Raw genomic sequence first — 22,958 nt, forward strand, 5'->3', positions numbered from 1 at the left:
CCTCACAAATAAAGATAAAGCCTGACCTTATGCGCCCCCAGATAATTGGCGCTGCCAAATAGCGTTACCGACGAACGCGCGGGTATGGTTACGCTACGCGGCGCCTCCAGTGGATGCATCTCCAGCCCCCGCGCGTCATACCAGTAAAACCGATAATGAACGGTTATGGGCTCTTGCCTTTCGTTATAGACGCGGGAAGAGGCTGATGGCTGGATATCAGACGCCGTCAGCTCAGGCGGCTCTGCGGTGACGCCCGCCGCCAGAACCGTGGACTCCATCACCAGCGACTGCGCGTCGCTTACCGGAATTTCAGGGTGTGACCGGCAGCCGGTAAGCAGCAGCAAGCCCAGAGAAACCGCGATGCATCCTTTGATCATACTTACAAGCCTTTATGCGCCAGCATCGGGCCTAGCGGGCGGCCGCCCAGTAGGTGCATATGGATATGATAAACCTCCTGGCCCCCATGACGGTTGGTATTCATGATTAAACGATACCCATCTTCGGCAATGCCTTCTTGTTCGGCGATTTTCGCCGCCACGGTGATCATCCGACCTAACGCCTGTTCATGTTCCGCCGTCACGTCATTGACGGTTGGGATCAGGATATTGGGAATAATCAAGATATGCGTCGGCGCCTGCGGTGAAATATCACGAAAGGCGGTGACCAGCTCATCCTGATAAACGATATCCGAAGGGATTTCACGACGAATAATTTTGCTGAATATAGTTTCTTCTGCCACGACGTTTTCCTTTTTCATAATAGCCCTTGCAGCGCACATGCTACGCCGAGCCATACTGCGAGTATAGAGTATGAGCGAGTTACCGACGCTCTTTCAACTTTAACCCACGATTTATTAAGCGAAAAATGACTACATGCTGGACTTACCGCCATATCCCCCTGCCATGACGCCTTTGTACGCTTAAAAAATATTTCTAGTTTCCCTGTTTATACCGTTTTACACATTTAATACAAATGCGTATATTTCTCATTTGCATTTTTATGCGCATTAACTAGCAAAGAATGAAAAGGTTCAACGTCATACGTCCTGAACTTACCCCAATAACAAGCAAGGATTTTCAGATGTCTTTCATTCAATACCGCCGGGACAAACACCTTCCGTCCACCGCCGCACCGTCGCTGTTAGCTATGGGTATGGCGATGGCATTTATGCCTGCCGCCTTCGCGGCTGAGGATACCGTTATTGTCGAAGGCGCGACGACCGCTGACGCCGTAAACCGTGAAGAACAGGATTACAGCGTGAAAACGACCGCAGCGGGCACCAAAATGCCGATGACTCAGCGCGATATCCCGCAGTCGGTCAGTATTGTCAGCCAACAGCGTATGGAAGACCAGCAGTTGCAAACCCTGGGCGAGGTGATGACCAATACGCTGGGGATCAGCGGAAGCCAGGCTGACTCCGATCGCATCAGCTATTACTCGCGCGGGTTTGAAATTGACAACTATATGGTTGACGGTATTCCAACGTATTTTGAGTCCCGCTGGAATCTGGGCGATGCGCTAACGGATACCGCGCTGTATGAGCGCGTGGAGGTGGTTCGCGGCGCGAATGGGCTGATGACCGGAACCGGCAATCCTTCTGCCTCAATTAATATGATCCGTAAACACGCCACCAGTCGGGAGTTCAAAGGTAACGTCTCCACAGAATACGGTAGCTGGAATAAGCAGCGTTACGTCATGGATCTGCAAAGTCCGCTCACCGCAGACGGTAATGTCCGTGGGCGCATCGTGGCGGGTTATCAGAATAATGATTCCTGGCTGGACCGCTATAACAGTGAGAAAGCGTTCTTTTCCGGAATTGTCGATGCCGATCTGGGTACAACCACCAGCCTTTCAGCCGGTTATGAATATCAAAAAATTGATGTCAACAGCCCAACCTGGGGCGGTCTGCCGCGCTGGAACACCGATGGCAGCAAAAATAGCTATGACCGCGCGCGTAGTACCGCCCCGGACTGGGCTTATAACAACAAAGAGATAAATAAATTCTTCGTCACGCTTAAGCAGCGTTTTGCCGAAAGCTGGCAGGCGACCCTGAATGCGACCCATACTGAGGTCAAATTCGACAGTAAAATGATGTATATCGATGCGTTAGTGGATAAAGAGACAGGTACGCTGGTGAGTCCTTATGGCGCAAGCTACCCCGTGGTCGGCGGTACTGGCTGGAACAGCGGCAAGCGCAAAGTAGATGCCATAGATCTCTTTGCCGATGGCGCTTATGAGCTGTTTGGCCGTCAGCACAATATGATGTTTGGCGGCAGTTATAGTAAACAGAATAACCGCTATTTTAGCGCCTGGGCGAACGTCTTTCCGGACGACATTGGCAACTTCAGCGCCTTTAACGGTAATTTCCCCCAAACCCGCTGGGCGCCACAAAATCTGGCGCAGGACGATACCACGCATATGAAATCGCTGTATGCCGCTACGCGCATTTCGCTGGCCGACCCGCTGCATCTGATTCTTGGCGCTCGTTATACCAACTGGCGTGTTGATACACTGACCTACAGCATGGAGAAAAACCATACCACGCCGTATGCCGGGCTGATTTATGATATCAACGACAACTGGTCCGCTTATGCCAGTTATACCTCTATCTTTCAGCCGCAGAATAAACGCGACAAAGCGGGTCAATATCTGGCTCCGATTACCGGTAATAACTATGAAGCGGGCCTGAAGTCCGACTGGATGAACAGCCGCCTCACCACTACGTTGTCCGTGTTCCGCATTGAGCAGGATAACGTCGCTCAGGCAACCACTATTCCCATCCCTGGCAGTAATGGGGAGTTTGCCTGGAAGTCTACTGACGGAACGGTGAGCAAAGGCGTCGAATTTGAAGTGAACGGCGCAATTACCGATAACTGGCAGATGACTTTCGGGGCTACCCGGTATGTTGCCGAGGACAATGAAGGTAACGCCGTGAACCCTAATCTCCCGCGCACCAGCGTGAAGTTATTCACCCGCTATCGTCTGCCGGCGATGCCGGAGCTGACGGTCGGCGGCGGCGTGAACTGGCAGAATCGGGTTTACAAAGATACCACGACGCCGTACGGCACTTTCCGCGCCGAACAGGGCAGCTATGCGCTGGTCGATCTGTTTACCCGCTATCAGGTAACGAAAAATTTCTCCGTACAGGGAAACATCAACAACCTGTTCGATAAAACCTACGACACCAATATTGATGGTTCCATTGTTTACGGCGCGCCGCGTAACGTCAGCCTCACCGCCAATTATCAGTTCTGACAGACTGTCGGAGAGCGGCATATAAAGCACCATTAAAAAAAGGCAGCCGAATGGCTGCCTTAATTCTCCCCAACATCATTACTGCTTAGCTGTTACGGATGTACTCATCCATTTCCGTTTTCAGGTTATCGGATTTCGTACCGAAAATAGCCTGAACGCCGGAACCCGCGACGACAACGCCTGCCGCGCCCAGTTTCTTCAGGCCAGCCTGATCCACTTTCGCTACATCGGCTACGCTCACGCGCAGACGCGTGATACAGGCATCCAGGTTAGTGATGTTCTCTTTACCGCCAAACGCCGCAACCAAAGCCGGCGCCATTTCGCTGGTCGCGCCCGCTTTTGCGTCATCAGTAGTGTCTTCACGACCCGGCGTTTTCAGATCCAGCGCTTTGATCAGCACGCGGAAGACGGTGTAGTACACAATCGCATAACCGGCGCCAACAATCGGGAACAGCCACAATTTGCTGCTGTTACCGGACAGCACGATAAAGTCGATCAGACCGTGGGAGAACGACGTACCGTCACGCATCCCCAGCAGGATACAGATCGGGAATGCCAGACCTGCCAGAATCGCGTGAATGATGTACAGGATCGGCGCCACGAACATGAAGGAGAACTCGATAGGCTCGGTAATACCCGTCAAAAACGAGGTCAGCGCGGCGGAAATCATGATACCGCCCACTTTTGCGCGGTTTTCCGGTTTAGCAGAGTGCCAGATAGCAATGGCCGCAGCCGGCAGACCGTACATTTTGAACAGGAAGCCGCCAGACAACATACCCGCCGTCGGGTCGCCCGCCATATAGCGCGGAATGTCGCCGTGGAATACCTGACCCGCTGCGTTGGTGTATTCGCCGATCTGCATCTGGAAAGGAACGTTCCAGATATGATGCAGACCAAACGGCACCAGGCAACGCTCGATAAAACCGTAAATACCAAACGCGACAACCGGGTTCTGATAAGCCGCCCACTGCGAGAACGCCTGGATAGCCGTACCGATTGGCGGCCATACGAAAGACAGCACCACACCGGTAAAAATAGCGGCCAGACCCGAAATGATCGGCACGAAGCGTTTGCCCGCAAAGAAGCCCAGATACTCAGGCAGTTTGATACGGTAGAAGCGGTTAAACATATACGCAGCGATCGCACCGGAGATAATCCCCCCGAGAACACCCGTATCAGCAAGGTGTTTAGCGGCGATCTCTTCAGCAGGTAAATGCAGAACCAGCGGCGCAACCACAGCCATGGTTTTCACCATGATGCCATACGCTACTACCGCCGCCAGAGCCGAAACGCCGTCGTTGTTGGTAAAGCCCAACGCCACGCCGATAGCGAAAATCAGCGGCATATTGGCAAAAACAGATCCGCCCGCTTCTGCCATAACGTGCGATACAACGGCTGGCAGCCAGCTGAAGTTAGCGGAACCGACACCCAGCAGGATACCTGCGATAGGGAGTACGGATACCGGCAGCATCAGCGATTTACCGACCTTTTGCAGGTTAGCAAATGCATTCTTAAACATAATTGAGAGTGCTCCTGAGTATTTGTGCTTTTCTACGTTCTCACGCATTGGCGAGGGGGGAGAACCCCGCCGTGGACAGGACATCTAAGTGCCCTTTTATTTATTACACAGAGTAAAATAAATACGTCTGATTTTGTTTGACGGCTATCACGTTTCAGCGCCAGATAGCCTAAAAAGTATCACATTCTGCCAAAATGAGTTTCCGAATGTTTCCATAAGCTCGCTCACCGCCCCTTTTGTGGCGGTGAACTTTACGCGCTTTGCTTATTAATTACGAGCTTTAAAAAAACTCGTTTAACGGGTTGATGACAGGCGAGACGCGTCAATATGGAACAGGCGAGCAAAGTTATCGGTGGTGATCTGCGCCAGTTCTTCAACGGCAACCCCTTTCAATACCGCCATATATTCTGCGACGTCGCGTACCATCGCAGGCTGGTTCTCTTTACCGCGATGCGGCACCGGCGCCAGATAAGGAGAATCGGTCTCGACTAATAACCGATCCAGCGGCACATAGCGCGCCGCATCACGCAACTGTTCAGCGTTACGGAACGTTACGATGCCGGAAAAAGAGATATAAAACCCCAGATCCAGCAATTTGCCGGCCGTTTCTCTGTCTTCTGTAAAACAGTGTAGTACGCCGCCGCAATCCGTCACTTTTTCTTCGCGCAGGATAGCCAGCGTATCGGCACGCGCGTCGCGAGTATGGACAATCACCGGTTTATGCAATTCGCGGCCAATCTGGATATGATGAATAAAAGACGCCTGCTGGCGGATTTTGGTCTCAGGCGTGTAAAAGTAATCAAGCCCGGTCTCGCCCATCGCCACCACATCGTCTTCTGCAGCAAGGAGGCGCAGTTCTTCTACGTCATATGCTTCATCCTGATTTAACGGATGCACGCCGCAGGAAAAGACCACATTATCGCGCTTGCCCACCAGCTTGCGCATATGGCGATACCCCGGCAGCGTCGTCGCCACCGCTAAACAGAACTTCACATCGCGCGCGGCGGCTTTCGCCAGCACATCGTCCACGTCCTTATGCAAAGATTGATAATCCAGACCATCAAGATGGCAGTGTGAGTCGACTAAAAACATAATGTCTCTCTCAAAGATGAGGAACAGGCAACAAGGTGCCTGGTTGCAGGTAATGCTCGATGCGGAGAATGAGATCGGTTAATACCAGTTCGCGGTTTAATCCGGTCACATGAAGTAATTGATCACGACAATGGCAAACATCGTTCAGGATTGCCTGAATACGCGCCGGGGATAGCGGCCCCGCCAGCGCGGCAACAACCGCGTCCGCATCAACGTTTGTCAGGTACGACGCGCCGTGCTGACGTTTCAGCGCGTCTACCAGCAGCGTCGCCAGCCAGTGCAAGCGCGCCGGGGCTTGCTCATGATTGAGCGCCGTTAATAACGCATACCAGTCGCCCGTATGCAAACTGTCCATTAACGCCTGACACAGCGCCTCACGCTGCGCCCAGCGTTCAGACTGCAACAGCGCCAGCGCGGCGCCGGGCGACCCCGCATTCAGACGTAGCGCCGTGAGCAATGCTTCTTGTGACGCCGTCACTTCTCGCGACAGCCATGACATCGCATACGATTCGGACGGCGGCGCCAGATGATGCAGCCGGCAGCGGCTGCGTAATGTCGCCAGCAGACGAGCAGGCTCCGGGCTGGCAAGGAAAAACCAGGTTTGCTCCGGCGGCTCTTCCAGCGTTTTGAGCAACGCATTGGCGGCGGCGTCGGTTAATAGCGCCGCATCCGCAATCCACACCACCTTCGCGCCGCCCAGACGGGAGTGCTCGTACAATTTCTCGCTGACCTCGCGTACCGCATCTACGCCGAGGCTACTTTTGCCTTTATCCGGCGTCAGCGTGTAATAGTCCGGATGCGTGCCAGCCTGCATAAGCTGACAGCCACGGCAATGCCCACAGCTTTTGTGGCCCTCAGGCTGCTGGCATAACAGATAACGGCTCAGCGCATAGCACAGCGCCTCGTCGCCCATGCCAGGTAAGGCCTGAATCAGTAGCGCATGGTGCCCACGTCCCGCCTGGTAACTTTCTATCAGTTTTTCATAGGCGGGCCGTAACCATGGATACCATTTCATGCCGCTTGCTCCTGCACCCACTTCGTCACCGTGGCGCGAATGTCGCGCATGACGGCATCCAGCGGCTGGGTCGCGTCAATGGTGCGGATACGCGAGTCTTGCGCCGCCAGTTCCAGATAGCGCGCGCGAGTCCGGTTAAAGAAATCAAAAGATTCCTGCTCAATGCGATCCAAATCGCCGCGCGCTCTGGCGCGTTTTAGCCCGACTTCCGGCGTGACATCCAGATACAGCGTCAGGTCAGGGCGAAAATCGCCCAGCACGGCATCGCGTAGTGTCGCCAGCATGGTTTGATCAATGCCGCGCCCTCCCCCCTGATACGCCTGGGTCGAGAGATCGTGGCGATCGCCGATCACCCATATGCCTTGCGCCAGCGCGGGTTTGATTACCGTTTCGACGAGCTGTACGCGAGCGGCATAAAACATCAGCACTTCCGCTTTATCGGTAATCACTTCGTCGCCTACCGATCGGATATCCAACACCAGACTTCTTAGTTTTTCGGCAAGCTGCGTACCGCCCGGCTCACGGGTAAAAATCATATTACGAATACCCAGTTGCTCAAGGGTCTCCACCACCACGTCGCGCGCAGTGGTTTTTCCGGCGCCTTCCAGGCCCTCGATGACGATATAATTACTGCCCATTTTTTTCCTTAAGCACTTTCAGGTACTCCTGCACTGACCGATTATGGCTGGCAAGATTGGTGTTAAATGTGTGACCACCTTTACCGTCGGCCACAAAATAGAGATACGGCGTTTTCGCCGGATGCGCCGCCGCCTGCAATGACGCTTCGCTGGGCGATGCGATCGGTCCTGGCGGCAGCCCGGTTATGGTATACGTGTTATAAGCCGTCGGCTTTTCCAGATCCGCACGCGACAAGTTACCATTATAACTCGTCCCCATCCCGTAAATCACGGTGGGATCGGTCTGAAGGCGCATACCGATTCTCAGGCGATTAATAAAGACTGAGGCCACCTGATCGCGTTCGCTGGCGACAGCCGTCTCTTTTTCAATAATCGAGGCCATTGTCACCAGTTGGTTCTGATCTTTATAAGGCAGCCCCTCGGCCCGACCTTTCCAGACAGTATCGACAGCTTTCACCATCTTTTGATGCGCTCGCTTGAGAATAGCGACATCGCTGGTGTTGGCGGTATACATCCAGGTATCAGGCCAGAACCACCCTTCTACCCATTCCGGGTGCGCAAGCTTTAATGCCTGAGCGACAGTGGCATAGTCATCATCCGGCAATGTATGGCGAATATACGGCGCCTCTCGTAGCTGTTTCAGGTAATCGCTAAGGCGCATCCCTTCCACAAACCGCAACGGGAATTGCGCTTCTTTGCCGCTCTCCAGCAACTCAAGCATCTCCCGTACGGTCATCCCCGGCGTAAAACGGTAAGTTCCTGCTTTAAAGTGCGATAACTCAGGCTCCACGCGCAGCAGCCACTGAAATACCCGGGGGCGATTAATGATTTTTTCATCATAAAGCTGGTCGCCAAGCGCCAGCCGCCCCGTTCCCGCCTTGAGCGTAAAGATAGTCTCGTTTCTAATAAGTAACGTGCTGTTCGCCAGATGGCGAACTTTCCACATCCCCACGCCCGCGGCAATACCCAGCACAACCAACAGCAGAAGGAAAACGCCTGACAATTTTTTCATAACTAATTCGGATGCTCACAAAATGGGGCTAAAAATTGAAACAGTGTTCGCGAAGAATACGACGTCCCGTGATAGGCGCGTATGGGAATAATCGGCATTAGCGCGTTGCAGATGATAATCTCATCCGCCTGCCTGACTGCCTCCTCTCTCGCCTGTACTTCAAGAACCTGGAAAGGAGATTGCGCCAGTTGGCGTAAACAAAATTGTCGCATAATGCCGTTCACCCCGGCCTGATCCAGACGCGGCGTAAAAACAATATCGCCAGTACGCCAGAACAAATTAGCCGCACAGCATTCCGTAACCCATCCCTCGCTGTCAAGAACCAGCGCCTCATCGGCGTCCGTCTGCTCAAGATGAGAGCGAATCAACACCTGTTCGAGGCGGTTCAGATGTTTTAATCCGGCAAGATAAGGATTGCGCCCAAGCGGTATGGGACTAAGGGTAAGAGTGATGCCTTGCTTACGCCACTGAGAATAATAAGCGGGATAAGCAGAAACGGAGAGGATTCGGGTAGCTGCCTGACAATTCATGGCGCTGTATCCCCGGCCGCCGCTACCACGGCTAATGATCACTTTCAACACACCTGAATCATGCCCTGTGGCCAACATTGTCATCTCTTGCCGAAGGGTCGCCCAATGGCTAAAAGCGATCCGTAATTTTTCACAGGCAACCTGCAAGCGCTGAAGATGCGCTTCCAGATGGCAAATGTTGCCATCAACAATACGTGCGGTCGTAAAACTGCCATCGCCGAACTGCGTCGCCCGGTCGCTTACAGCAAGTTGATCCTGCGCATGGCCATTAATTAAAAACATAGTGGCTCCTTATCCGTCGCCTGCTAGTGTGGCAGGATGAATAACGCAGAACAAGAGGTGATATGCCTGATAAAAAAGGCCCGACAAGCGGACCTTTTTATTAATGTCTGTCTCTGGCTTAACTTAGATCTTTTTAAAAATCAAGGAACCGTTAGTTCCGCCAAAGCCAAAGGAGTTACACAGAGCGTACTCCAGATCGCTGACCTGGCGCGCTTCATGCGGCACGAAGTCCAGATCGCAACCTTCATCCGGGTTATCCAGATTAATGGTTGGCGGAATGGCCTGATCGCGTAGCGCCAGAATAGAGAAAATAGACTCTACTGCGCCTGCGGCGCCCAACAGATGGCCGGTCATCGATTTGGTCGAGCTCACCATCACTCGGCTTGCAGCATCGCCAAAGACTGACTTAACTGCCTGCGTCTCAGCTTTGTCGCCGGCAGGCGTCGACGTGCCGTGCGCGTTGACGTAGCCAATCTGAGCAGGCTCAATCGCGGCATCACGCAACGCGTTAACCATCGCCAGCGCAGCGCCTGCGCCATTTTCCGGCGGCGACGTCATATGGTAAGCATCGCTGCTCATACCAAAGCCGACAATTTCAGCATAGATTTTCGCACCACGCGCTTTTGCATGTTCGTACTCTTCAAGCACCAACATACCGGCACCGTCGCCCAATACAAAACCATCGCGTTCTTTATCCCACGGACGGCTCGCCGCCTGTGGGTTATCGTTGCGGGTCGACAGCGCGCGCGCTGCGCCAAAACCACCTACGCCCAGCGGCGTACTGGCTTTTTCTGCGCCACCTGCCACCATCGCGTCCGCATCGCCATAGGCGATGATACGCGCGGCATGGCCGATGTTATGCACGCCTGAAGTACAGGCAGTCGCAATAGAGATGCTTGGCCCACGCAGGCCATACATGATAGTCAGATGGCCTGCTACCATGTTAACAATCGTCGACGGGACAAAGAACGGGCTAATCTTACGCGGTCCGCCTTTTACCAGCGAACTGTGGTTTTCTTCGATCAGACCGAGACCACCGATACCGGAGCCGATAGCGGCGCCAATACGGCTTGCGTTCTCTTCCGTCACTTCAAGGCCAGAATCCTGCATGGCCTGTACGCCAGCGACAATTCCATATTGAATGAAGGCATCCATCTTGCGCTGTTCTTTGCGCGAGATAATGTCATCACAGTTAAAATCCTTTACTAAGCCAGCAAATTTCGTTGCATAGGCGCTAGTATCGAAATGGTCGATCAGGCTGATGCCACTCTGACCGGCAAGGAGAGCTTTCCAGGTAGACTCTACGGTATTGCCGACAGGAGACAACATGCCCAGTCCGGTCACAACTACACGACGCTTAGACACGGTTGTCCTCCAGGGAGGGAAAATGATTCTAGTGGGACAAAAAGATAAAACTCAGGCGGTCGAACGACCGCCTGGAGATGTTCACTTACGCCTGGTGGCCGTTGATGTAATCAATGGCAGCCTGAACGGTGGTGATTTTCTCAGCTTCTTCGTCCGGAATCTCAGTATCAAACTCTTCTTCCAGAGCCATTACCAGCTCAACGGTGTCAAGAGAATCTGCGCCCAGGTCTTCAACGAAAGAAGCATTGTTGGTTACTTCTTCCTGCTTAACGCCCAGCTGTTCGCCGATAATTTTCTTAACGCGTTCTTCGATAGTGCTCATACTCTTAAATTTCCTATCAAAACTCGCTTTCGCGATGGTTTTCGTAGTGTATAAAATGTTGAAAAATTTGCAACTAAATCCCGGCAGGTCTTACCACGATTTTACGTTATTTTGCGGCCTTTCGCCCTAATAACGCAAATATTTTTCAATCGTGATTAAACCATGTACATTCCGCCGTTGACGTGCAGAGTCTCACCAGTGATGTAACTCGCTTCGTCAGAGGCTAAAAATGCAACCGCACTGGCGATTTCCTGAGCGCCGCCGAGGCGACCCGCAGGCACCTGCGCCAGGATACCCGCACGCTGATCGTCAGACAGCGCACGCGTCATGTCCGTTTCAATAAAACCCGGAGCCACAACATTGACAGTAATACCACGGGACGCAACTTCACGCGCCAGTGATTTACTGAAACCGATCAGGCCCGCTTTCGCCGCAGCGTAGTTTGCCTGACCTGCATTTCCCATGGTACCAACCACAGAACCAATAGTGATAATGCGACCACAACGCTTTTTCATCATAGCGCGCATTACCGCTTTTGACAGGCGGAAAACGGATGATAAATTGGTTTCGATAATATCGTTCCACTCATCATCTTTCATTCGCATCAACAGATTATCACGAGTGATACCGGCATTATTAACCAGGATATCCACTTCACCAAATTCTGCGCGAATATTTTCCAGAACAGATTCAATAGATGCAGGATCGGTCACATTCAACATCAAACCTTTCCCGTTAGCACCTAAATAATCGCTAATGTTCTTCGCACCATTTTCACTGGTCGCAGTCCCGATAACTTTCGCGCCGCGGGCAACGAGAGTCTCTGCAATTGCGCGGCCTATGCCACGGCTTGCACCAGTCACCAGCGCAATCTTTCCTTCAAAGCTCATGGTTTTCCTCTTTTATTGCGTAAGTGCCGCAGACAGCGCCGCCGGCTCGTTCAGCGCCGACGCTGTCAGGGTGTCGACAATACGTTTCGTCAGACCAGTGAGGACTTTACCTGGACCCACTTCATAAAGATGTTCAACGCCCTGCGCCGCGATAAATTCCACGCTCTTCGTCCACTGTACCGGATTGTACAACTGGCGAACCAGCGCATCGCGGATAGCGGCGGCATCGGTTTCACATTTCACGTCAACGTTGTTTACTACCGGCACCGTTGGCGCGCTAAAGGTAATTTTGGCTAATTCAACCGCCAGCTTATCTGCCGCTGGTTTCATCAGCGCGCAGTGCGACGGTACGCTCACCGGCAGCGGCAGCGCACGTTTCGCGCCAGCGGCTTTACAGGCTGCGCCCGCGCGTTCTACCGCCTCTTTATGCCCGGCGATAACCACCTGTCCCGGCGAGTTAAAGTTAACCGGCGAAACAACCTGCCCTTCGGCAGATTCTTCACAGGCTTTAGCAATAGAGGCATCATCCAGCCCGATGATCGCAGACATGCCGCCAGTACCTTCCGGAACCGCTTCCTGCATGAATTTACCACGCATTTCCACCAGACGAACGGCATCAGCAAAGTTGATGACGCCAGCGCAAACCAGCGCGGAATATTCGCCCAGGCTGTGACCTGCCATTAACGCAGGCATTTTACCGCCCTGCTGCTGCCAAACGCGCCAAAGCGCGACGGAAGCGGTTAATAACGCCGGCTGCGTCTGCCAGGTTTTATTCAGTTCTTCCGCTGGACCTTGCTGGGTGAGCGCCCACAGATCATATCCCAGAGCCGCAGAAGCTTCAGCAAACGTTTCTTCTACGATAGGGTAATTTGCCGCCATTTCGGCCAACATCCCAACGCTCTGAGAACCCTGACCGGGGAACACAAATGCAAATTGCGTCATGTTTAAATCCTTATACTAGAAACGAATCAGCGCGGAGCCCCAGGTGAATCCACCCCCGAAGGCTTCAAGCAATACCAGCTGACCGGCTTTAATTCGCCCGTCACGCACGGCTTCATCCAGCGCGCACGGCACAGAAGCCGCGGAGGTATTGCCGTGCCTGTCCAGCGTGACGACGACATTGTCCATCGACATGCCGAGTTTTTTCGCTGTCGCGCTAATGATACGCAGGTTAGCCTGATGCGGCACCAGCCAATCGAGTTCTGAGCGATCCAGGTTATTAGCCGCCAGCGTCTCATCGACAATATGCGCCAGTTCAGTGACCGCCACTTTAAAGACTTCATTACCCGCCATCGTCAGGTAAATCGGGTTATCCGGATTTACGCGATCGGCATTCGGCAGGGTCAGTAATTCACCGTAACGGCCATCGGCATGAAGATGAGTGGAGATAATACCCGGTTCTTCAGAAGCGCTCAGTACGGCCGCACCTGCGCCATCGCCGAAAATAATGATCGTACCGCGATCGCCAGGATCGCAAGTGCGGGCTAATACATCGGAACCGACCACCAGCGCGTGTTTAACCGCGCCGGATTTAACGTACTGGTCGGCGATGCTTAACGCGTAGGTGAAACCTGCGCACGCTGCCGCGACATCAAACGCCGGGCAACCTTTAATACCGAGCATACTTTGAATCTGACATGCCGCGCTTGGAAATGCATGCGTTGCTGATGTGGTAGCCACCACAATCAAGCCAATTTGGTCTTTATCGATCCCCGCCATCTCAATCGCGCGATTCGCAGCGGTAAAGCCCATCGTCGCGACAGTTTCATTAGGCGCGGCGATATGGCGTTCACGAATACCTGTACGAGTGACAATCCACTCGTCAGAGGTCTCAACCATTTTTTCCAGATCGGCGTTAGTCCGCACTTGTTCGGGCAGATAGCTGCCAGTACCAATAATCTTCGTATACATGTACGCTCAGTCACTTTTCGGTTATATACCGTTACCTGTAAACGTCTGGCACGCTGGCGGCGCCGGGGAGACAGCGATATTATCTGTGCGCCCGCAGGTTTACGCCTTTGCCATCGTCCAGCGGTTCAAATCCGGCTGGGTATACAGATTCCAGGCGAGCGGCAATTCGCTGAGGAACTTGTCGCTGCACCGCCTGCACTGCCTGTTCAATCGCGACTGCAAATGCTCGCTGATTGGCCGCACCATGACTTTTTATCACCGTGCCGCGCAATCCTAACAGACAGGCGCCATTATACTGGTCGGGGTTGAGGTGACTGAATCGCCTCGTCAGGCTTTTTTGTAACCAACGTTTTAATAACAGCAGCCACCACGACCGTTTTTTCCCCTCGCCCTGTGATTTCAGCAGTGAAAGGAACATTCTGACAACCCCCTCCATCGTTTTAAGTGTGACATTGCCTGTAAAGCCGTCACACACCAGTACATCGGTTTTTCCCGTCAGTAACTCATTCGCCTCAAGGTAGCCGATGTAATTGATGGTTGGGACTGTTTTTAACATTAAAGAGGCTTCGCGAATACTGTCGAGGCCTTTGGTTTCTTCTTCCCCGATATTGAGTAGCGCCACGCGGGGATTTTTGATCCCGACGACCTCTTCCGCCAAAACGGCGCCCATCACGGCAAACTGCACCAGCATGGTACTGTCACAGTCGACGTTGGCACCCAAATCAAGCACTACCGTTTTGCCCTTTTGCTGGTGCGGTAATACCGTCACCAACGCCGGACGCTCAATCCCCTCAAGAGGCTTGAGCAATAATTTCGCCAGCCCCATCAGCGCCCCGGTATTACCGGCGCTAACGCAAGCTTCGGCTCGGCCTTCTTTCACAAGCTCCAGGGCCACACGCATGGATGTCCCGCGACTGGCGCGGATCGCCTGCGAAGGCCGGGCATCACTGGCAATAACTGACTGTGCAGGGATAATCTGCAGACGCGAACGTTGTTCAAAGTCAGCTTTGGCAAGTAATGGCGTGATAATATCGGGATTCCCGACTAAAAGAAGAGTGAGCTGCGAATTAGCGTTCAGTGCCTGCAATGCTGCAGGCACCGTCACGGAAGGACCAAAATCGCCCCCCATGACATCTAACGCCAGGGTTAGACGTGTCAAGGTATCGTCGCTGCCTGGTTCGGTGTTCTCCGCTTACGCGGAGAAATCCTCACTAAGCTTTATCACGCTTGTACTCTTCGGCTTTTACACCACAGGCACGCCTGTGATGCAAAAGGCATCGAGTATCGCGCGATTACTTAGCGATGACCTTACGGCCGCGGTAGTAACCGTCGGCAGTGATGTGGTGACGCAGGTGTTTTTCACCAGAAGTTTTGTCTACAGACAGGCTGGTGACTGCGGTCAGAGCGTCATGGGAACGACGCATGCCACGTTTGGAACGGGTTGGTTTATTCTGTTGTACGGCCATGGACCTTACTCCTCAATTACGGTTTATCCCTGCGTCCGCGGGGAAGACCTATTACTTACGCTTTAAGCTGGCTAATACGGCAAATGGGTTTGGCTTTTGCGCTTCATCAGGCAGTTCGCCAAAGACCATGTCCGCCTCGGACACTTCACAGTGTTCAGAATCATGCACCGGAACTACCGGCAAGGCGAGGATGATTTCATCTTCAACCGTCGCCAGCAGATCGATTTCGCCGAATTCGTTTACCTCAATCGGCTCATACGCTTCCGGCAGTGCTTCAGCCTGCTCGTCGGAACGGACAGGGCTAAAACAATACGTTGTGTGAACCTGATGGGTAAACGGTTTCCCGCAACGCTGGCATTCGAGCGACACCGTAACGACCGCATCGCCGGTTAAAACGGCGAGACGCTGGTTATCGATAGCGAACGACATGGAGCATTCCACATCACTGTCCACACTGACTACAGATTCGGCAACGCGCTCAACCTGATCGGGGGTATAGATACCCTGGTAATCAAGGCGTTTTTGAGCGGTACGAACCGGATCAAGAGTCAGGGGTAATTTTACCTTTTGCATAGGGCGCGCATATTAACTTCGTAACGTCATATAGTCAAAGAAAAAGGCAGCCTGCGGTTGCCTTTTGCCAATAATTCGCACACATTGCGGGTTACAGACTTATTTTCGCTCAAGACGAGTCAGTATGACAGGCTTGAAGACCGAAGAGCATAGTTTAAGATGGCTCTCATCATTACGCTATATCTGAGGGAAAAAATATGCCCCGTCTCATCCTTGCGTCTACCTCTCCCTGGCGTCGCGCGCTGCTGGAAAAGCTGACGATTCCTTTCGAATGCGCCGCGCCGGATGTTGATGAAACCCCCATGCCGGGCGAAGCGCCGCGTCAGTTGGTGCTGCGGCTGGCGCAGGCGAAGGCGCAATCGCTCGCCGCGCGTTTCCCGAATCATTTGATTATTGGCTCCGACCAAATTTGTGTTCTGGACGGCGAAATCACCGGCAAACCGCTGACGGAAGAAAAAGCGCGTCAGCAATTAGCCAAAGCCAGCGGAAATATTGTGACGTTTTATACCGGACTGGCACTGTATAACTCCGCCTCCGGGCACTTACAAACCGAAGTGGAGCCTTTTGACGTTCATTTTCGCCATTTAAGCGAAGCGGAAATAGACGACTATGTCCGTAAAGAGCATCCGCTGCACTGCGCGGGAAGTTTTAAAAGCGAAGGTTTAGGCATTGCATTATTTGAGCGCTTAGAGGGCCGCGATCCGAACACGCTGATCGGCTTGCCGCTTATTGCCCTGTGCCAGATGCTGCGACGGGAGGGCTTCAACCCGCTACAGCAGTAAACGGCCTACTCTGTAGGCTTTTCAAATACCCCTAAAAGCCGTTTCTGCACGTGTTGGTAGTTATCTCCCGTTTATTGGGGAGCAGTTTCGACCGCTTCCAGTTCTAACCAACTGGAAAGCGCTTGTTGTGAACAATTTAGCGCCTGCCGATCTTCACTCTCTTCGTGCGGGCCCGTTTCCTGGTCAATCCATTCACCGATCAGAAAAAAAGCATTGGCATTACGAACCGATGTACGGTGCGTTTTATCCCATAGGGTTTCAACAGCGGTGTACGCGCGCGTTAATGAATTCCCCATCTCAGTTCAGTTTTGTAAAAACACATGTTCTCAATACTCGCCTGACGCGCTCTACGGCGTCAAAAGCGGCTTACGAACTTATTCTCGCGAACAACTCTCAGGACGTTTACTGTCCTGAAACCTTCCCTTTGCGACTCGTTAAATTCCATCTCGCGATGAGTTTACGCCCCCCTAACATTGCTTCACCTCACGACACATTCCTTTAATTAACGCCGCCAGCATCAGCCGCATCTTGTTGACTATGTATAAATTCAACCATCTGCTGAGTAAGATGGTTTATATCATTCTGCGTAATGAAAAAATTAAATTGTTGATCCTGAAAGTGTTCTTTTGCTGCCAGGTCGGCAAAAACCGCTTTTCCATTCGTTTCAAAGCGGACTTTATTTCCCTGTTTTTGCAGAAACTCGCCCATTGCGACCAGTTGGTCGAGCCGCTTTCCGCGCAGAAAATAATAGCGAGTCATCGTCTCATCCAGCGGTGTTACGGTTTTATTCCACGCAGCGTCAAAGACAGGCTTCACATCAGAGGGGAGCTTTAAAGCAGAATATTTTTTTCTGTTTTCACTACTCACATTTTTCAACCGAAGGATAAATCGATTGTTTACGTCACGAGCCACACGTAGCTCGTTCAGGAAAACCAGATTATCACGCTCAGACTGGATAACACCGGTGATCTTATCCTCCTGGCCGGTCTCATACACCACAGCAAAGATTTGCCCGTAGGCAGCTAATAGTACATCGTAGTCATCGGCGTAATGACCAAAAGCCTGACGTTGGGCTGGCGTCAACTCACAGATGCCCACCACGGGAGACGTAATGATTTGCGTATTCAAATACTCAACGAAAGCCCGTCGTGAACTATCGCCCTTTCCTTCGCAACCGGCCAACATCGCGATCACGAGCGGCACGATAACGTATTTTCCCCAACGCTGAGTAAATGAGCGCATCCAGCTAGTGTTGGCCATCTGTTCGTCCTTAAACGCGCCGAAATCCGGATCGCAAGAATAAACAGTACACAACGGTAAAAATGCGTCGGATACAGCAAAACAAAAATATTATGAGAAAAGTGAGATTCGGGCAGATAACCTGCCCGAAAGAGGAACTATTTTGCGTTACGCAGCACCTGCAGACAGCGCTTCAGGGCGTTATCCATTGGCGCTTCAATGCGCATGACGTCGCCCGTTCCCGGATGCGTGAACTTCAGCGCCGCGGCGTGCAGAAAGAGACGTTTAAGACCGGTTCCCGCTTCGGTAAGCTGTTGATCAAACTCACGGTCGCCGTAGCGATCGTCGAACGCAATAGGGTGACCGGCATATTGGGTATGTACGCGAATCTGATGCGTACGGCCCGTTACCGGGCTACAGCGCACCAGCGTGGCGAAGGCATAGCGCTCTTCCACCTTGAAGCGCGTTTCTGACGGTTTGCCTTCCTGGCTCACGCGAACAATGCGTTCGCCGCTTTGCAGAATGTTCTTTAATAATGGCGCCTGTACGGTTTTAACGTGTGATTGCCACTGGCCGCGCACCAGCGCCAGATAATCTTTCTGCATTCCCTTTTCGCGCAGTTGCTCATGCAGCGAACGCAGCGCGGAGCGTTTTTTCGCCACCAACAGCACGCCGGAGGTATCGCGGTCAAGACGATGCACCAGTTCCAGGAATCGCGCTTCCGGACGCAACGCCCGCAGCCCTTCGATGACGCCAAAACTTAACCCGCTCCCGCCGTGTACGGCGGTGCCAGAAGGCTTATTCAGCACCAGAATATGGTCGTCTTCATACAAAATGACGTCCGCCAACGCCGCCACTTTTTGCAAATGCGGCGACACGGCCTCTTCTTCGCGTTCAGCAACGCGAACCGGCGGAATGCGGACTTCATCGCCCGCTTCCAGTTTGTATTCCGGTTTAATGCGTTTTTTGTTCACCCGCACCTCGCCTTTACGCAAGATGCGATAAATCATACTTTTTGGTACCCCTTTCAGCTGGGTGCGCAAAAAGTTATCAATGCGTTGCCCCGCTTCGTCAGCGGCGATGGCAACAATTTTTACGGATGGCGTTTCTGTTTTCATGGGGGGCGATTCTAAATAGCCTGTGAGATTCGCGCCACACATTTTTCTATGCTTATAGAGACGTCTACGCCAGTGGATGAACATTTTTCACTGCGGTTTTGCTGGTTATTAAAGCGATTGGCTCACGCTGGTGAAAAAACTGTGAGTAAGCGGGTGATAAATGGTAAAAGTCATCTTGCTATAACAAGGTTAGCAGTGGAATAATGATGCGGTTTCCGCACCGAAACTTGTTAAAACAAAAAGTTTAGCGGAATAACCCATTTTGTCTGACCGATCATCAACGCAGCAATGGCGTAAGACGTATTGATTTTTCAGACAGTTAGCGGGCTGCGGGTTGCAGTCCTTACCGGTAGATAGGATCTTCTCTGGAGAGTAATGCCCAGGCTGCTTCCCTGATAATTGCGCTGTGTTTCCGTATGAAATACAGGCAACCGACACTCTGCGCCTCTTTGAGCTGACGATAACCGTGAGGTTGGCGACGCGAAATAGTCACGAGGCCATCGGTTCATGCCCGGTAAGGCGTCACCATGCCCGCAGCTTAGTCGTCAACGTAAGAATAATGAGTAAGTTACGATGAAAAGAATGTTAATCAACGCGACTCAGCAGGAAGAGTTGCGCGTCGCCCTTGTAGATGGGCAGCGTCTGTACGATCTGGATATAGAAAGCCCCGGACACGAGCAGAAAAAAGCGAACATCTATAAAGGCAAAATTACCCGTATTGAACCGAGCCTGGAAGCGGCTTTTGTTGATTACGGCGCAGAACGCCACGGTTTCCTCCCGTTAAAAGAAATTGCCCGCGAATATTTCCCCGCTAACTACAGCGCTCATGGTCGCCCGAACATTAAAGACGTGTTACGCGAAGGCCAGGAAGTCATTGTTCAAATCGATAAAGAAGAGCGCGGCAACAAAGGCGCGGCGTTAACCACCTTTATCAGTCTGGCGGGCAGCTACCTGGTGCTGATGCCGAATAACCCGCGCGCGGGTGGTATTTCCCGTCGCATTGAAGGCGACGATCGTACCGAGTTAAAAGAAGCGTTGGCCAGTCTGGAACTTCCTGAAGGGATGGGGCTTATCGTGCGTACCGCTGGCGTGGGTAAATCCGCCGAAGCGTTGCAGTGGGATTTAAGCTTCCGCCTGAAACACTGGGAAGCCATTCAGAAAGCCGCTGAAAGCCGTCCCGCGCCGTTCCTGATCCATCAGGAAAGCAACGTCATCGTACGCGCGTTTCGCGACTATCTGCGTCAGGATATCGGTGAAATCCTGATCGACAATCCCAAAGTGATGGAAATGGCGCGTCAGCATATCGCCGCGTTGGGTCGCCCGGATTTTAGCAGCAAAATTAAGCTGTACACCGGTGAAATCCCGTTGTTCAGCCATTACCAGATCGAATCGCAGATCGAGTCTGCGTTCCAGCGTGAAGTGCGCCTGCCCTCCGGCGGCTCCATCGTCATTGACAGCACCGAAGCGTTAACCGCCATCGATATCAACTCCGCCCGCGCGACTCGCGGCGGCGATATCGAAGAAACGGCGTTTAATACCAACCTGGAAGCAGCCGATGAGATTGCCCGCCAGCTGCGTCTGCGCGACCTGGGCGGCCTGATCGTTATCGACTTTATCGATATGACGCCGGTACGTCACCAGCGCGCGGTAGAAAACCGTCTGCGTGAAGCGGTACGTCAGGACCGGGCGCGTATTCAGATTAGCCATATTTCCCGCTTCGGCCTGCTCGAAATGTCTCGTCAGCGCCTGAGCCCGTCGCTGGGCGAATCCAGCCATCACGTGTGTCCGCGCTGTAGCGGTACCGGCACCGTGCGCGATAACGAATCTCTGTCGCTGTCCATTCTGCGCCTGATTGAAGAAGAAGCGCTGAAAGAGAATACGCAGGAAGTCCATGCCATTGTTCCGGTGCCGATCGCCTCTTATCTGCTTAACGAAAAACGGACGGCAGTTAACGCTATTGAGACGCGTCAGGATGGCGTCCGCTGTGTCATCGTCCCGAACGATCAGATGGAAACGCCGCACTATTCCGTGCTGCGTGTACGCAAAGGGGAAGAAACGCCGACCCTGAGCTACATGCTGCCGAAGCTGCACGAAGAAGCGATGGCGCTGCCTTCTGAAGAAGAGTACGCCGAGCGTAAACGCCCGGAACAGCCTGCGCTGGCGACATTCGCTATGCCAGATGTGCCTCCGGCGCCGACGCCTGTCGAACCGGCGGTTAGCGTCGCCACGGCGAAAAAGGATAATGTTGCCGCCGCGCAGCCTGCCCAGCCGGGTCTGTTTAGCCGCTTCCTTAACGCGCTGAAACAACTGTTCAGCGGTGAAGAAACGAAAGCCGTCGAAACAGCCGCGCCGAAAGCGGAAGAAAAAGCGGAGCGTCAGCAGGATCGTCGCAAGCCACGGCAGAACAACCGTCGCGATCGTAACGAACGCCGCGACACCCGTGATAACCGTGCCGGACGTGACGGCGGCGAGAGCCGCGACGATAATCGTCGTAACCGTCGCCAGGCGCAGCAGCAAAATGCGGAAACGCGCGATACCCGCCAGCAGGAAACGGCGGAAAAAGTGAAAACCGGCGATGAGCAGCAACAGACTCCGCGTCGCGAACGCAGCCGCCGCCGCAATGATGACAAGCGTCAGGCGCAGCAGGAAGTAAAAGCGCTTAACCGCGAAGAACAACCTGTCCAGGAGACCGAGCAGGAAGAACGCGTTCAGCAGGTTCAGCCGCGCCGCAAGCAGCGTCAGCTTAATCAGAAAGTCCGCTTTACCAACAGCGCAGTGGTTGAAACGGTTGACACGCCGGTCGTCGTCGACGAACCACGCCCGGTTGAAAACGTTGAACAGCCCGTTCCAGCGCCGCGTACCGAGCTGGCGAAAGTTGATTTACCTGTCGTTGCCGATATCGCGCCGGAGCAGGATGATAGCGTAGAACCTCGCGATAATACCGGTATGCCGCGTCGCTCCCGCCGTTCTCCGCGCCACCTGCGCGTAAGCGGTCAGCGTCGCCGTCGCTATCGTGACGAGCGCTACCCGACACAATCGCCAATGCCGTTAACCGTCGCCTGCGCGTCGCCGGAAATGGCGTCCGGTAAAGTCTGGATCCGCTACCCGATTGTCCGTCCTCAGGAAACGCAGGTTGTTGAAGAGCAGCGTGAAGCAGATCTGGCGCTGCCACAACCGGTTGTCGCTGAACCGCAGGTTATCGCTGCGACCGTAGCGTTAGAACCACAAGCGTCGGTACAGGCGGTAGAAAACGTTGCCGTTGAGCCGCAGACCGTCGCCGAACCACAGGCGCCGGAAGTCGTCGAGGTCGAGACAACGCATCCGGAAGTGATTGCCGCGCCGGTTGATGAACAGCCGCAACTGATTGCCGAAAGCGATACGCCGGAAGCGCAAGAGGTTATTGCTGACGCCGAACCGGTAGCAGAAACCGCCGACGCGTCCATTACGGTGGCTGAAAACGTAGCTGATGTTGTCGTTGTCGAGCCAGAAGAAGAGACAAAAGCGGAAGCGGCTGTTGTGGAGCACACGGCAGAAGAAACCGTTATCGCACCGGCCCAGGTGGTGGAAAAGCCGCAGGACGTTGTCTGCGTTGACGACGATCATAATCACGCCAGCGCGCCGATGACGCGTGCGCCAGCGCCGGAATATGTGCCGGAAACCCCGCACCATAGCGACTGGCAGCGCCCTTCCTTCCACTTTGAAGGTAAAGGCGCAGCAGGCGGACACAGCGCCACACGTCACGCCAGCGCCCCGGCGACACGCCCACAGCCGGTAGAATGATGTAAATGCTGATACAAAGCCGACCGCCAGGTCGGCTTTTTTATGCCCCTTACAGGGCGATGCCTCACCCCATGGCGCCTTTTAGTCACTCCAGGCGTTTATGAGATCGGGCGGGATAATACGTACGGATGGCGTCGCTACGGGCGCGACAATATGACCACTCAATGAC

At 53.4% G+C, this 22,958-nt stretch carries 22 protein-coding genes; 3 read left to right on the forward strand and 19 right to left on the reverse strand.

The features are described 5' to 3' along the window. Positions 1–2 precede the first annotated feature (2 nt). The gene (locus QEN32_RS13020; RefSeq protein WP_000589563.1) at positions 3–377 is read right to left on the reverse strand and encodes a YcfL family protein; all 375 of its coding nucleotides are present in this window, start codon (positions 375–377) and stop codon (positions 3–5) included. Positions 378–379: 2 nt separating this feature from the next. Continuing rightward, positions 380–739: a purine nucleoside phosphoramidase gene (gene hinT, locus QEN32_RS13025; RefSeq protein ID WP_001532068.1), complete on the reverse strand. Its 360-nt coding sequence runs from the start codon at positions 737–739 to the stop codon at positions 380–382. 341 nt (positions 740–1,080) lie between these two features. Here hinT and fhuE point away from each other — a divergent pair, with 341 nt between their 5' ends. Then, positions 1,081–3,255: a ferric-rhodotorulic acid/ferric-coprogen receptor FhuE gene (gene fhuE, locus QEN32_RS13030; protein ID WP_265322160.1), complete on the forward strand. Its 2,175-nt coding sequence runs from the start codon at positions 1,081–1,083 to the stop codon at positions 3,253–3,255. 85 nt (positions 3,256–3,340) lie between these two features. Here fhuE and ptsG read toward each other — a convergent pair whose 3' ends face one another. The 14 genes from ptsG to yceD form a co-directional block, all read right to left on the reverse strand. Beyond that, on the reverse strand, positions 3,341–4,774 hold the full coding sequence (gene ptsG / locus QEN32_RS13035) for a PTS glucose transporter subunit IIBC (protein WP_000475705.1): 1,434 nt from the start codon (positions 4,772–4,774) through the stop codon (positions 3,341–3,343). Between the two features lie 294 nt (positions 4,775–5,068). Then, complete coding sequence (locus QEN32_RS13040; protein WP_265322161.1) at positions 5,069–5,866, reverse strand: metal-dependent hydrolase; 798 nt, start codon at positions 5,864–5,866, stop codon at positions 5,069–5,071. 10 nt (positions 5,867–5,876) lie between these two features. Continuing rightward, the gene (gene holB, locus QEN32_RS13045; RefSeq protein WP_079966380.1) at positions 5,877–6,881 is read right to left on the reverse strand and encodes a DNA polymerase III subunit delta'; all 1,005 of its coding nucleotides are present in this window, start codon (positions 6,879–6,881) and stop codon (positions 5,877–5,879) included. Further along, the gene (gene tmk, locus QEN32_RS13050; RefSeq protein WP_000535396.1) at positions 6,878–7,519 is read right to left on the reverse strand and encodes a dTMP kinase; all 642 of its coding nucleotides are present in this window, start codon (positions 7,517–7,519) and stop codon (positions 6,878–6,880) included. The genes holB and tmk overlap by 4 nt, the downstream gene beginning before the upstream one ends. Next, positions 7,509–8,531 carry a cell division protein YceG gene (gene yceG, locus QEN32_RS13055; RefSeq protein ID WP_265322162.1) on the reverse strand — a complete coding sequence of 341 codons (1,023 nt, stop codon included), beginning with the start codon at positions 8,529–8,531 and terminating at the stop codon, positions 7,509–7,511. Before yceG ends, tmk begins: the two co-directional genes overlap by 11 nt. 2 nt (positions 8,532–8,533) lie before the next feature. After that, positions 8,534–9,343: an aminodeoxychorismate lyase gene (gene pabC / locus QEN32_RS13060; protein ID WP_000478653.1), complete on the reverse strand. Its 810-nt coding sequence runs from the start codon at positions 9,341–9,343 to the stop codon at positions 8,534–8,536. A gap of 123 nt (positions 9,344–9,466) precedes the next feature. Continuing rightward, the gene (gene fabF, locus QEN32_RS13065) at positions 9,467–10,708 is read right to left on the reverse strand and encodes a beta-ketoacyl-ACP synthase II (protein ID WP_000044664.1); all 1,242 of its coding nucleotides are present in this window, start codon (positions 10,706–10,708) and stop codon (positions 9,467–9,469) included. An 85-nt stretch (positions 10,709–10,793) separates the two neighbouring features. Then, positions 10,794–11,030, reverse strand: a complete 237-nt coding sequence (gene acpP, locus QEN32_RS13070) for an acyl carrier protein (RefSeq protein ID WP_000103754.1) — start codon at positions 11,028–11,030, stop codon at positions 10,794–10,796. Between the two features lie 155 nt (positions 11,031–11,185). After that, positions 11,186–11,920 (reverse strand): 3-oxoacyl-ACP reductase FabG, encoded by a 735-nt coding sequence (gene fabG / locus QEN32_RS13075; protein ID WP_000007236.1) that lies wholly within the window; start codon positions 11,918–11,920, stop codon positions 11,186–11,188. Positions 11,921–11,932: 12 nt separating this feature from the next. Continuing rightward, complete coding sequence (gene fabD, locus QEN32_RS13080; RefSeq protein WP_000191343.1) at positions 11,933–12,862, reverse strand: ACP S-malonyltransferase; 930 nt, start codon at positions 12,860–12,862, stop codon at positions 11,933–11,935. 15 nt (positions 12,863–12,877) lie between these two features. Further along, positions 12,878–13,831, reverse strand: a complete 954-nt coding sequence (gene fabH, locus QEN32_RS13085) for a beta-ketoacyl-ACP synthase III (protein WP_000288148.1) — start codon at positions 13,829–13,831, stop codon at positions 12,878–12,880. A 79-nt stretch (positions 13,832–13,910) separates the two neighbouring features. Beyond that, on the reverse strand, positions 13,911–14,990 hold the full coding sequence (gene plsX / locus QEN32_RS13090; RefSeq protein ID WP_001518286.1) for a phosphate acyltransferase PlsX: 1,080 nt from the start codon (positions 14,988–14,990) through the stop codon (positions 13,911–13,913). A 133-nt stretch (positions 14,991–15,123) separates the two neighbouring features. Next, a complete protein-coding gene (rpmF, locus tag QEN32_RS13095) occupies positions 15,124–15,297 on the reverse strand; it encodes a 50S ribosomal protein L32 (RefSeq protein WP_000290727.1) in 174 nt (57 codons plus the stop codon). Positions 15,298–15,348: 51 nt separating this feature from the next. Then, on the reverse strand, positions 15,349–15,870 hold the full coding sequence (gene yceD / locus QEN32_RS13100; protein WP_001174492.1) for a 23S rRNA accumulation protein YceD: 522 nt from the start codon (positions 15,868–15,870) through the stop codon (positions 15,349–15,351). 197 nt (positions 15,871–16,067) lie between these two features. Here yceD and QEN32_RS13105 point away from each other — a divergent pair, with 197 nt between their 5' ends. Next, positions 16,068–16,652 carry a nucleoside triphosphate pyrophosphatase gene (locus tag QEN32_RS13105; RefSeq protein WP_001137605.1) on the forward strand — a complete coding sequence of 195 codons (585 nt, stop codon included), beginning with the start codon at positions 16,068–16,070 and terminating at the stop codon, positions 16,650–16,652. Between the two features lie 71 nt (positions 16,653–16,723). Here QEN32_RS13105 and QEN32_RS13110 read toward each other — a convergent pair whose 3' ends face one another. The 3 genes from QEN32_RS13110 to rluC form a co-directional block, all read right to left on the reverse strand. Next, positions 16,724–16,948 carry a hypothetical protein gene (locus tag QEN32_RS13110; protein WP_023228184.1) on the reverse strand — a complete coding sequence of 75 codons (225 nt, stop codon included), beginning with the start codon at positions 16,946–16,948 and terminating at the stop codon, positions 16,724–16,726. Positions 16,949–17,150: 202 nt separating this feature from the next. Next, positions 17,151–17,894 carry a DUF3053 domain-containing protein gene (locus QEN32_RS13115; RefSeq protein WP_197394043.1) on the reverse strand — a complete coding sequence of 248 codons (744 nt, stop codon included), beginning with the start codon at positions 17,892–17,894 and terminating at the stop codon, positions 17,151–17,153. 155 nt (positions 17,895–18,049) lie between these two features. After that, positions 18,050–19,009, reverse strand: coding sequence for a 23S rRNA pseudouridine(955/2504/2580) synthase RluC (gene rluC, locus QEN32_RS13120; RefSeq protein WP_000846314.1), 960 nt, complete (start codon positions 19,007–19,009; stop codon positions 18,050–18,052). A 573-nt stretch (positions 19,010–19,582) separates the two neighbouring features. Between rluC and rne the strand changes: the two genes are divergently transcribed. Then, complete coding sequence (rne, locus tag QEN32_RS13125) at positions 19,583–22,789, forward strand: ribonuclease E (protein WP_265322163.1); 3,207 nt, start codon at positions 19,583–19,585, stop codon at positions 22,787–22,789. Positions 22,790–22,958 lie beyond the last annotated feature (169 nt).

The sequence above is a fragment of the Salmonella sp. SA14318 genome, from assembly GCF_029866905.1.
GTDB classification, from domain to species: domain Bacteria; phylum Pseudomonadota; class Gammaproteobacteria; order Enterobacterales; family Enterobacteriaceae; genus Salmonella; species Salmonella enterica.

What these genes read in the sequence shown, in the direction of transcription:
- QEN32_RS13110 (WP_023228184.1), bottom strand. Translation starts at nt 16,948, where the DNA reads ATGGGGAATTCATTAACGCGCGCGTACACCGCTGTTGAAACCCTATGG.
- pabC (WP_000478653.1), bottom strand. Translation starts at nt 9,343, where the DNA reads ATGTTTTTAATTAATGGCCATGCGCAGGATCAACTTGCTGTAAGCGAC.
- fhuE (WP_265322160.1), top strand. Translation starts at nt 1,081, where the DNA reads ATGTCTTTCATTCAATACCGCCGGGACAAACACCTTCCGTCCACCGCC.
- yceG (WP_265322162.1), bottom strand. Translation starts at nt 8,531, where the DNA reads ATGAAAAAATTGTCAGGCGTTTTCCTTCTGCTGTTGGTTGTGCTGGGT.
- tmk (WP_000535396.1), bottom strand. Translation starts at nt 7,519, where the DNA reads ATGGGCAGTAATTATATCGTCATCGAGGGCCTGGAAGGCGCCGGAAAA.
- fabD (WP_000191343.1), bottom strand. Translation starts at nt 12,862, where the DNA reads ATGACGCAATTTGCATTTGTGTTCCCCGGTCAGGGTTCTCAGAGCGTT.
- fabH (WP_000288148.1), bottom strand. Translation starts at nt 13,831, where the DNA reads ATGTATACGAAGATTATTGGTACTGGCAGCTATCTGCCCGAACAAGTG.
- rne (WP_265322163.1), top strand. Translation starts at nt 19,583, where the DNA reads ATGAAAAGAATGTTAATCAACGCGACTCAGCAGGAAGAGTTGCGCGTC.
- rluC (WP_000846314.1), bottom strand. Translation starts at nt 19,009, where the DNA reads ATGAAAACAGAAACGCCATCCGTAAAAATTGTTGCCATCGCCGCTGAC.
- QEN32_RS13040 (WP_265322161.1), bottom strand. Translation starts at nt 5,866, where the DNA reads ATGTTTTTAGTCGACTCACACTGCCATCTTGATGGTCTGGATTATCAA.
- yceD (WP_001174492.1), bottom strand. Translation starts at nt 15,870, where the DNA reads ATGCAAAAGGTAAAATTACCCCTGACTCTTGATCCGGTTCGTACCGCT.
- holB (WP_079966380.1), bottom strand. Translation starts at nt 6,881, where the DNA reads ATGAAATGGTATCCATGGTTACGGCCCGCCTATGAAAAACTGATAGAA.
- QEN32_RS13020 (WP_000589563.1), bottom strand. Translation starts at nt 377, where the DNA reads ATGATCAAAGGATGCATCGCGGTTTCTCTGGGCTTGCTGCTGCTTACC.
- QEN32_RS13105 (WP_001137605.1), top strand. Translation starts at nt 16,068, where the DNA reads ATGCCCCGTCTCATCCTTGCGTCTACCTCTCCCTGGCGTCGCGCGCTG.
- acpP (WP_000103754.1), bottom strand. Translation starts at nt 11,030, where the DNA reads ATGAGCACTATCGAAGAACGCGTTAAGAAAATTATCGGCGAACAGCTG.
- QEN32_RS13115 (WP_197394043.1), bottom strand. Translation starts at nt 17,894, where the DNA reads ATGCGCTCATTTACTCAGCGTTGGGGAAAATACGTTATCGTGCCGCTC.
- fabG (WP_000007236.1), bottom strand. Translation starts at nt 11,920, where the DNA reads ATGAGCTTTGAAGGAAAGATTGCGCTGGTGACTGGTGCAAGCCGTGGC.
- ptsG (WP_000475705.1), bottom strand. Translation starts at nt 4,774, where the DNA reads ATGTTTAAGAATGCATTTGCTAACCTGCAAAAGGTCGGTAAATCGCTG.
- rpmF (WP_000290727.1), bottom strand. Translation starts at nt 15,297, where the DNA reads ATGGCCGTACAACAGAATAAACCAACCCGTTCCAAACGTGGCATGCGT.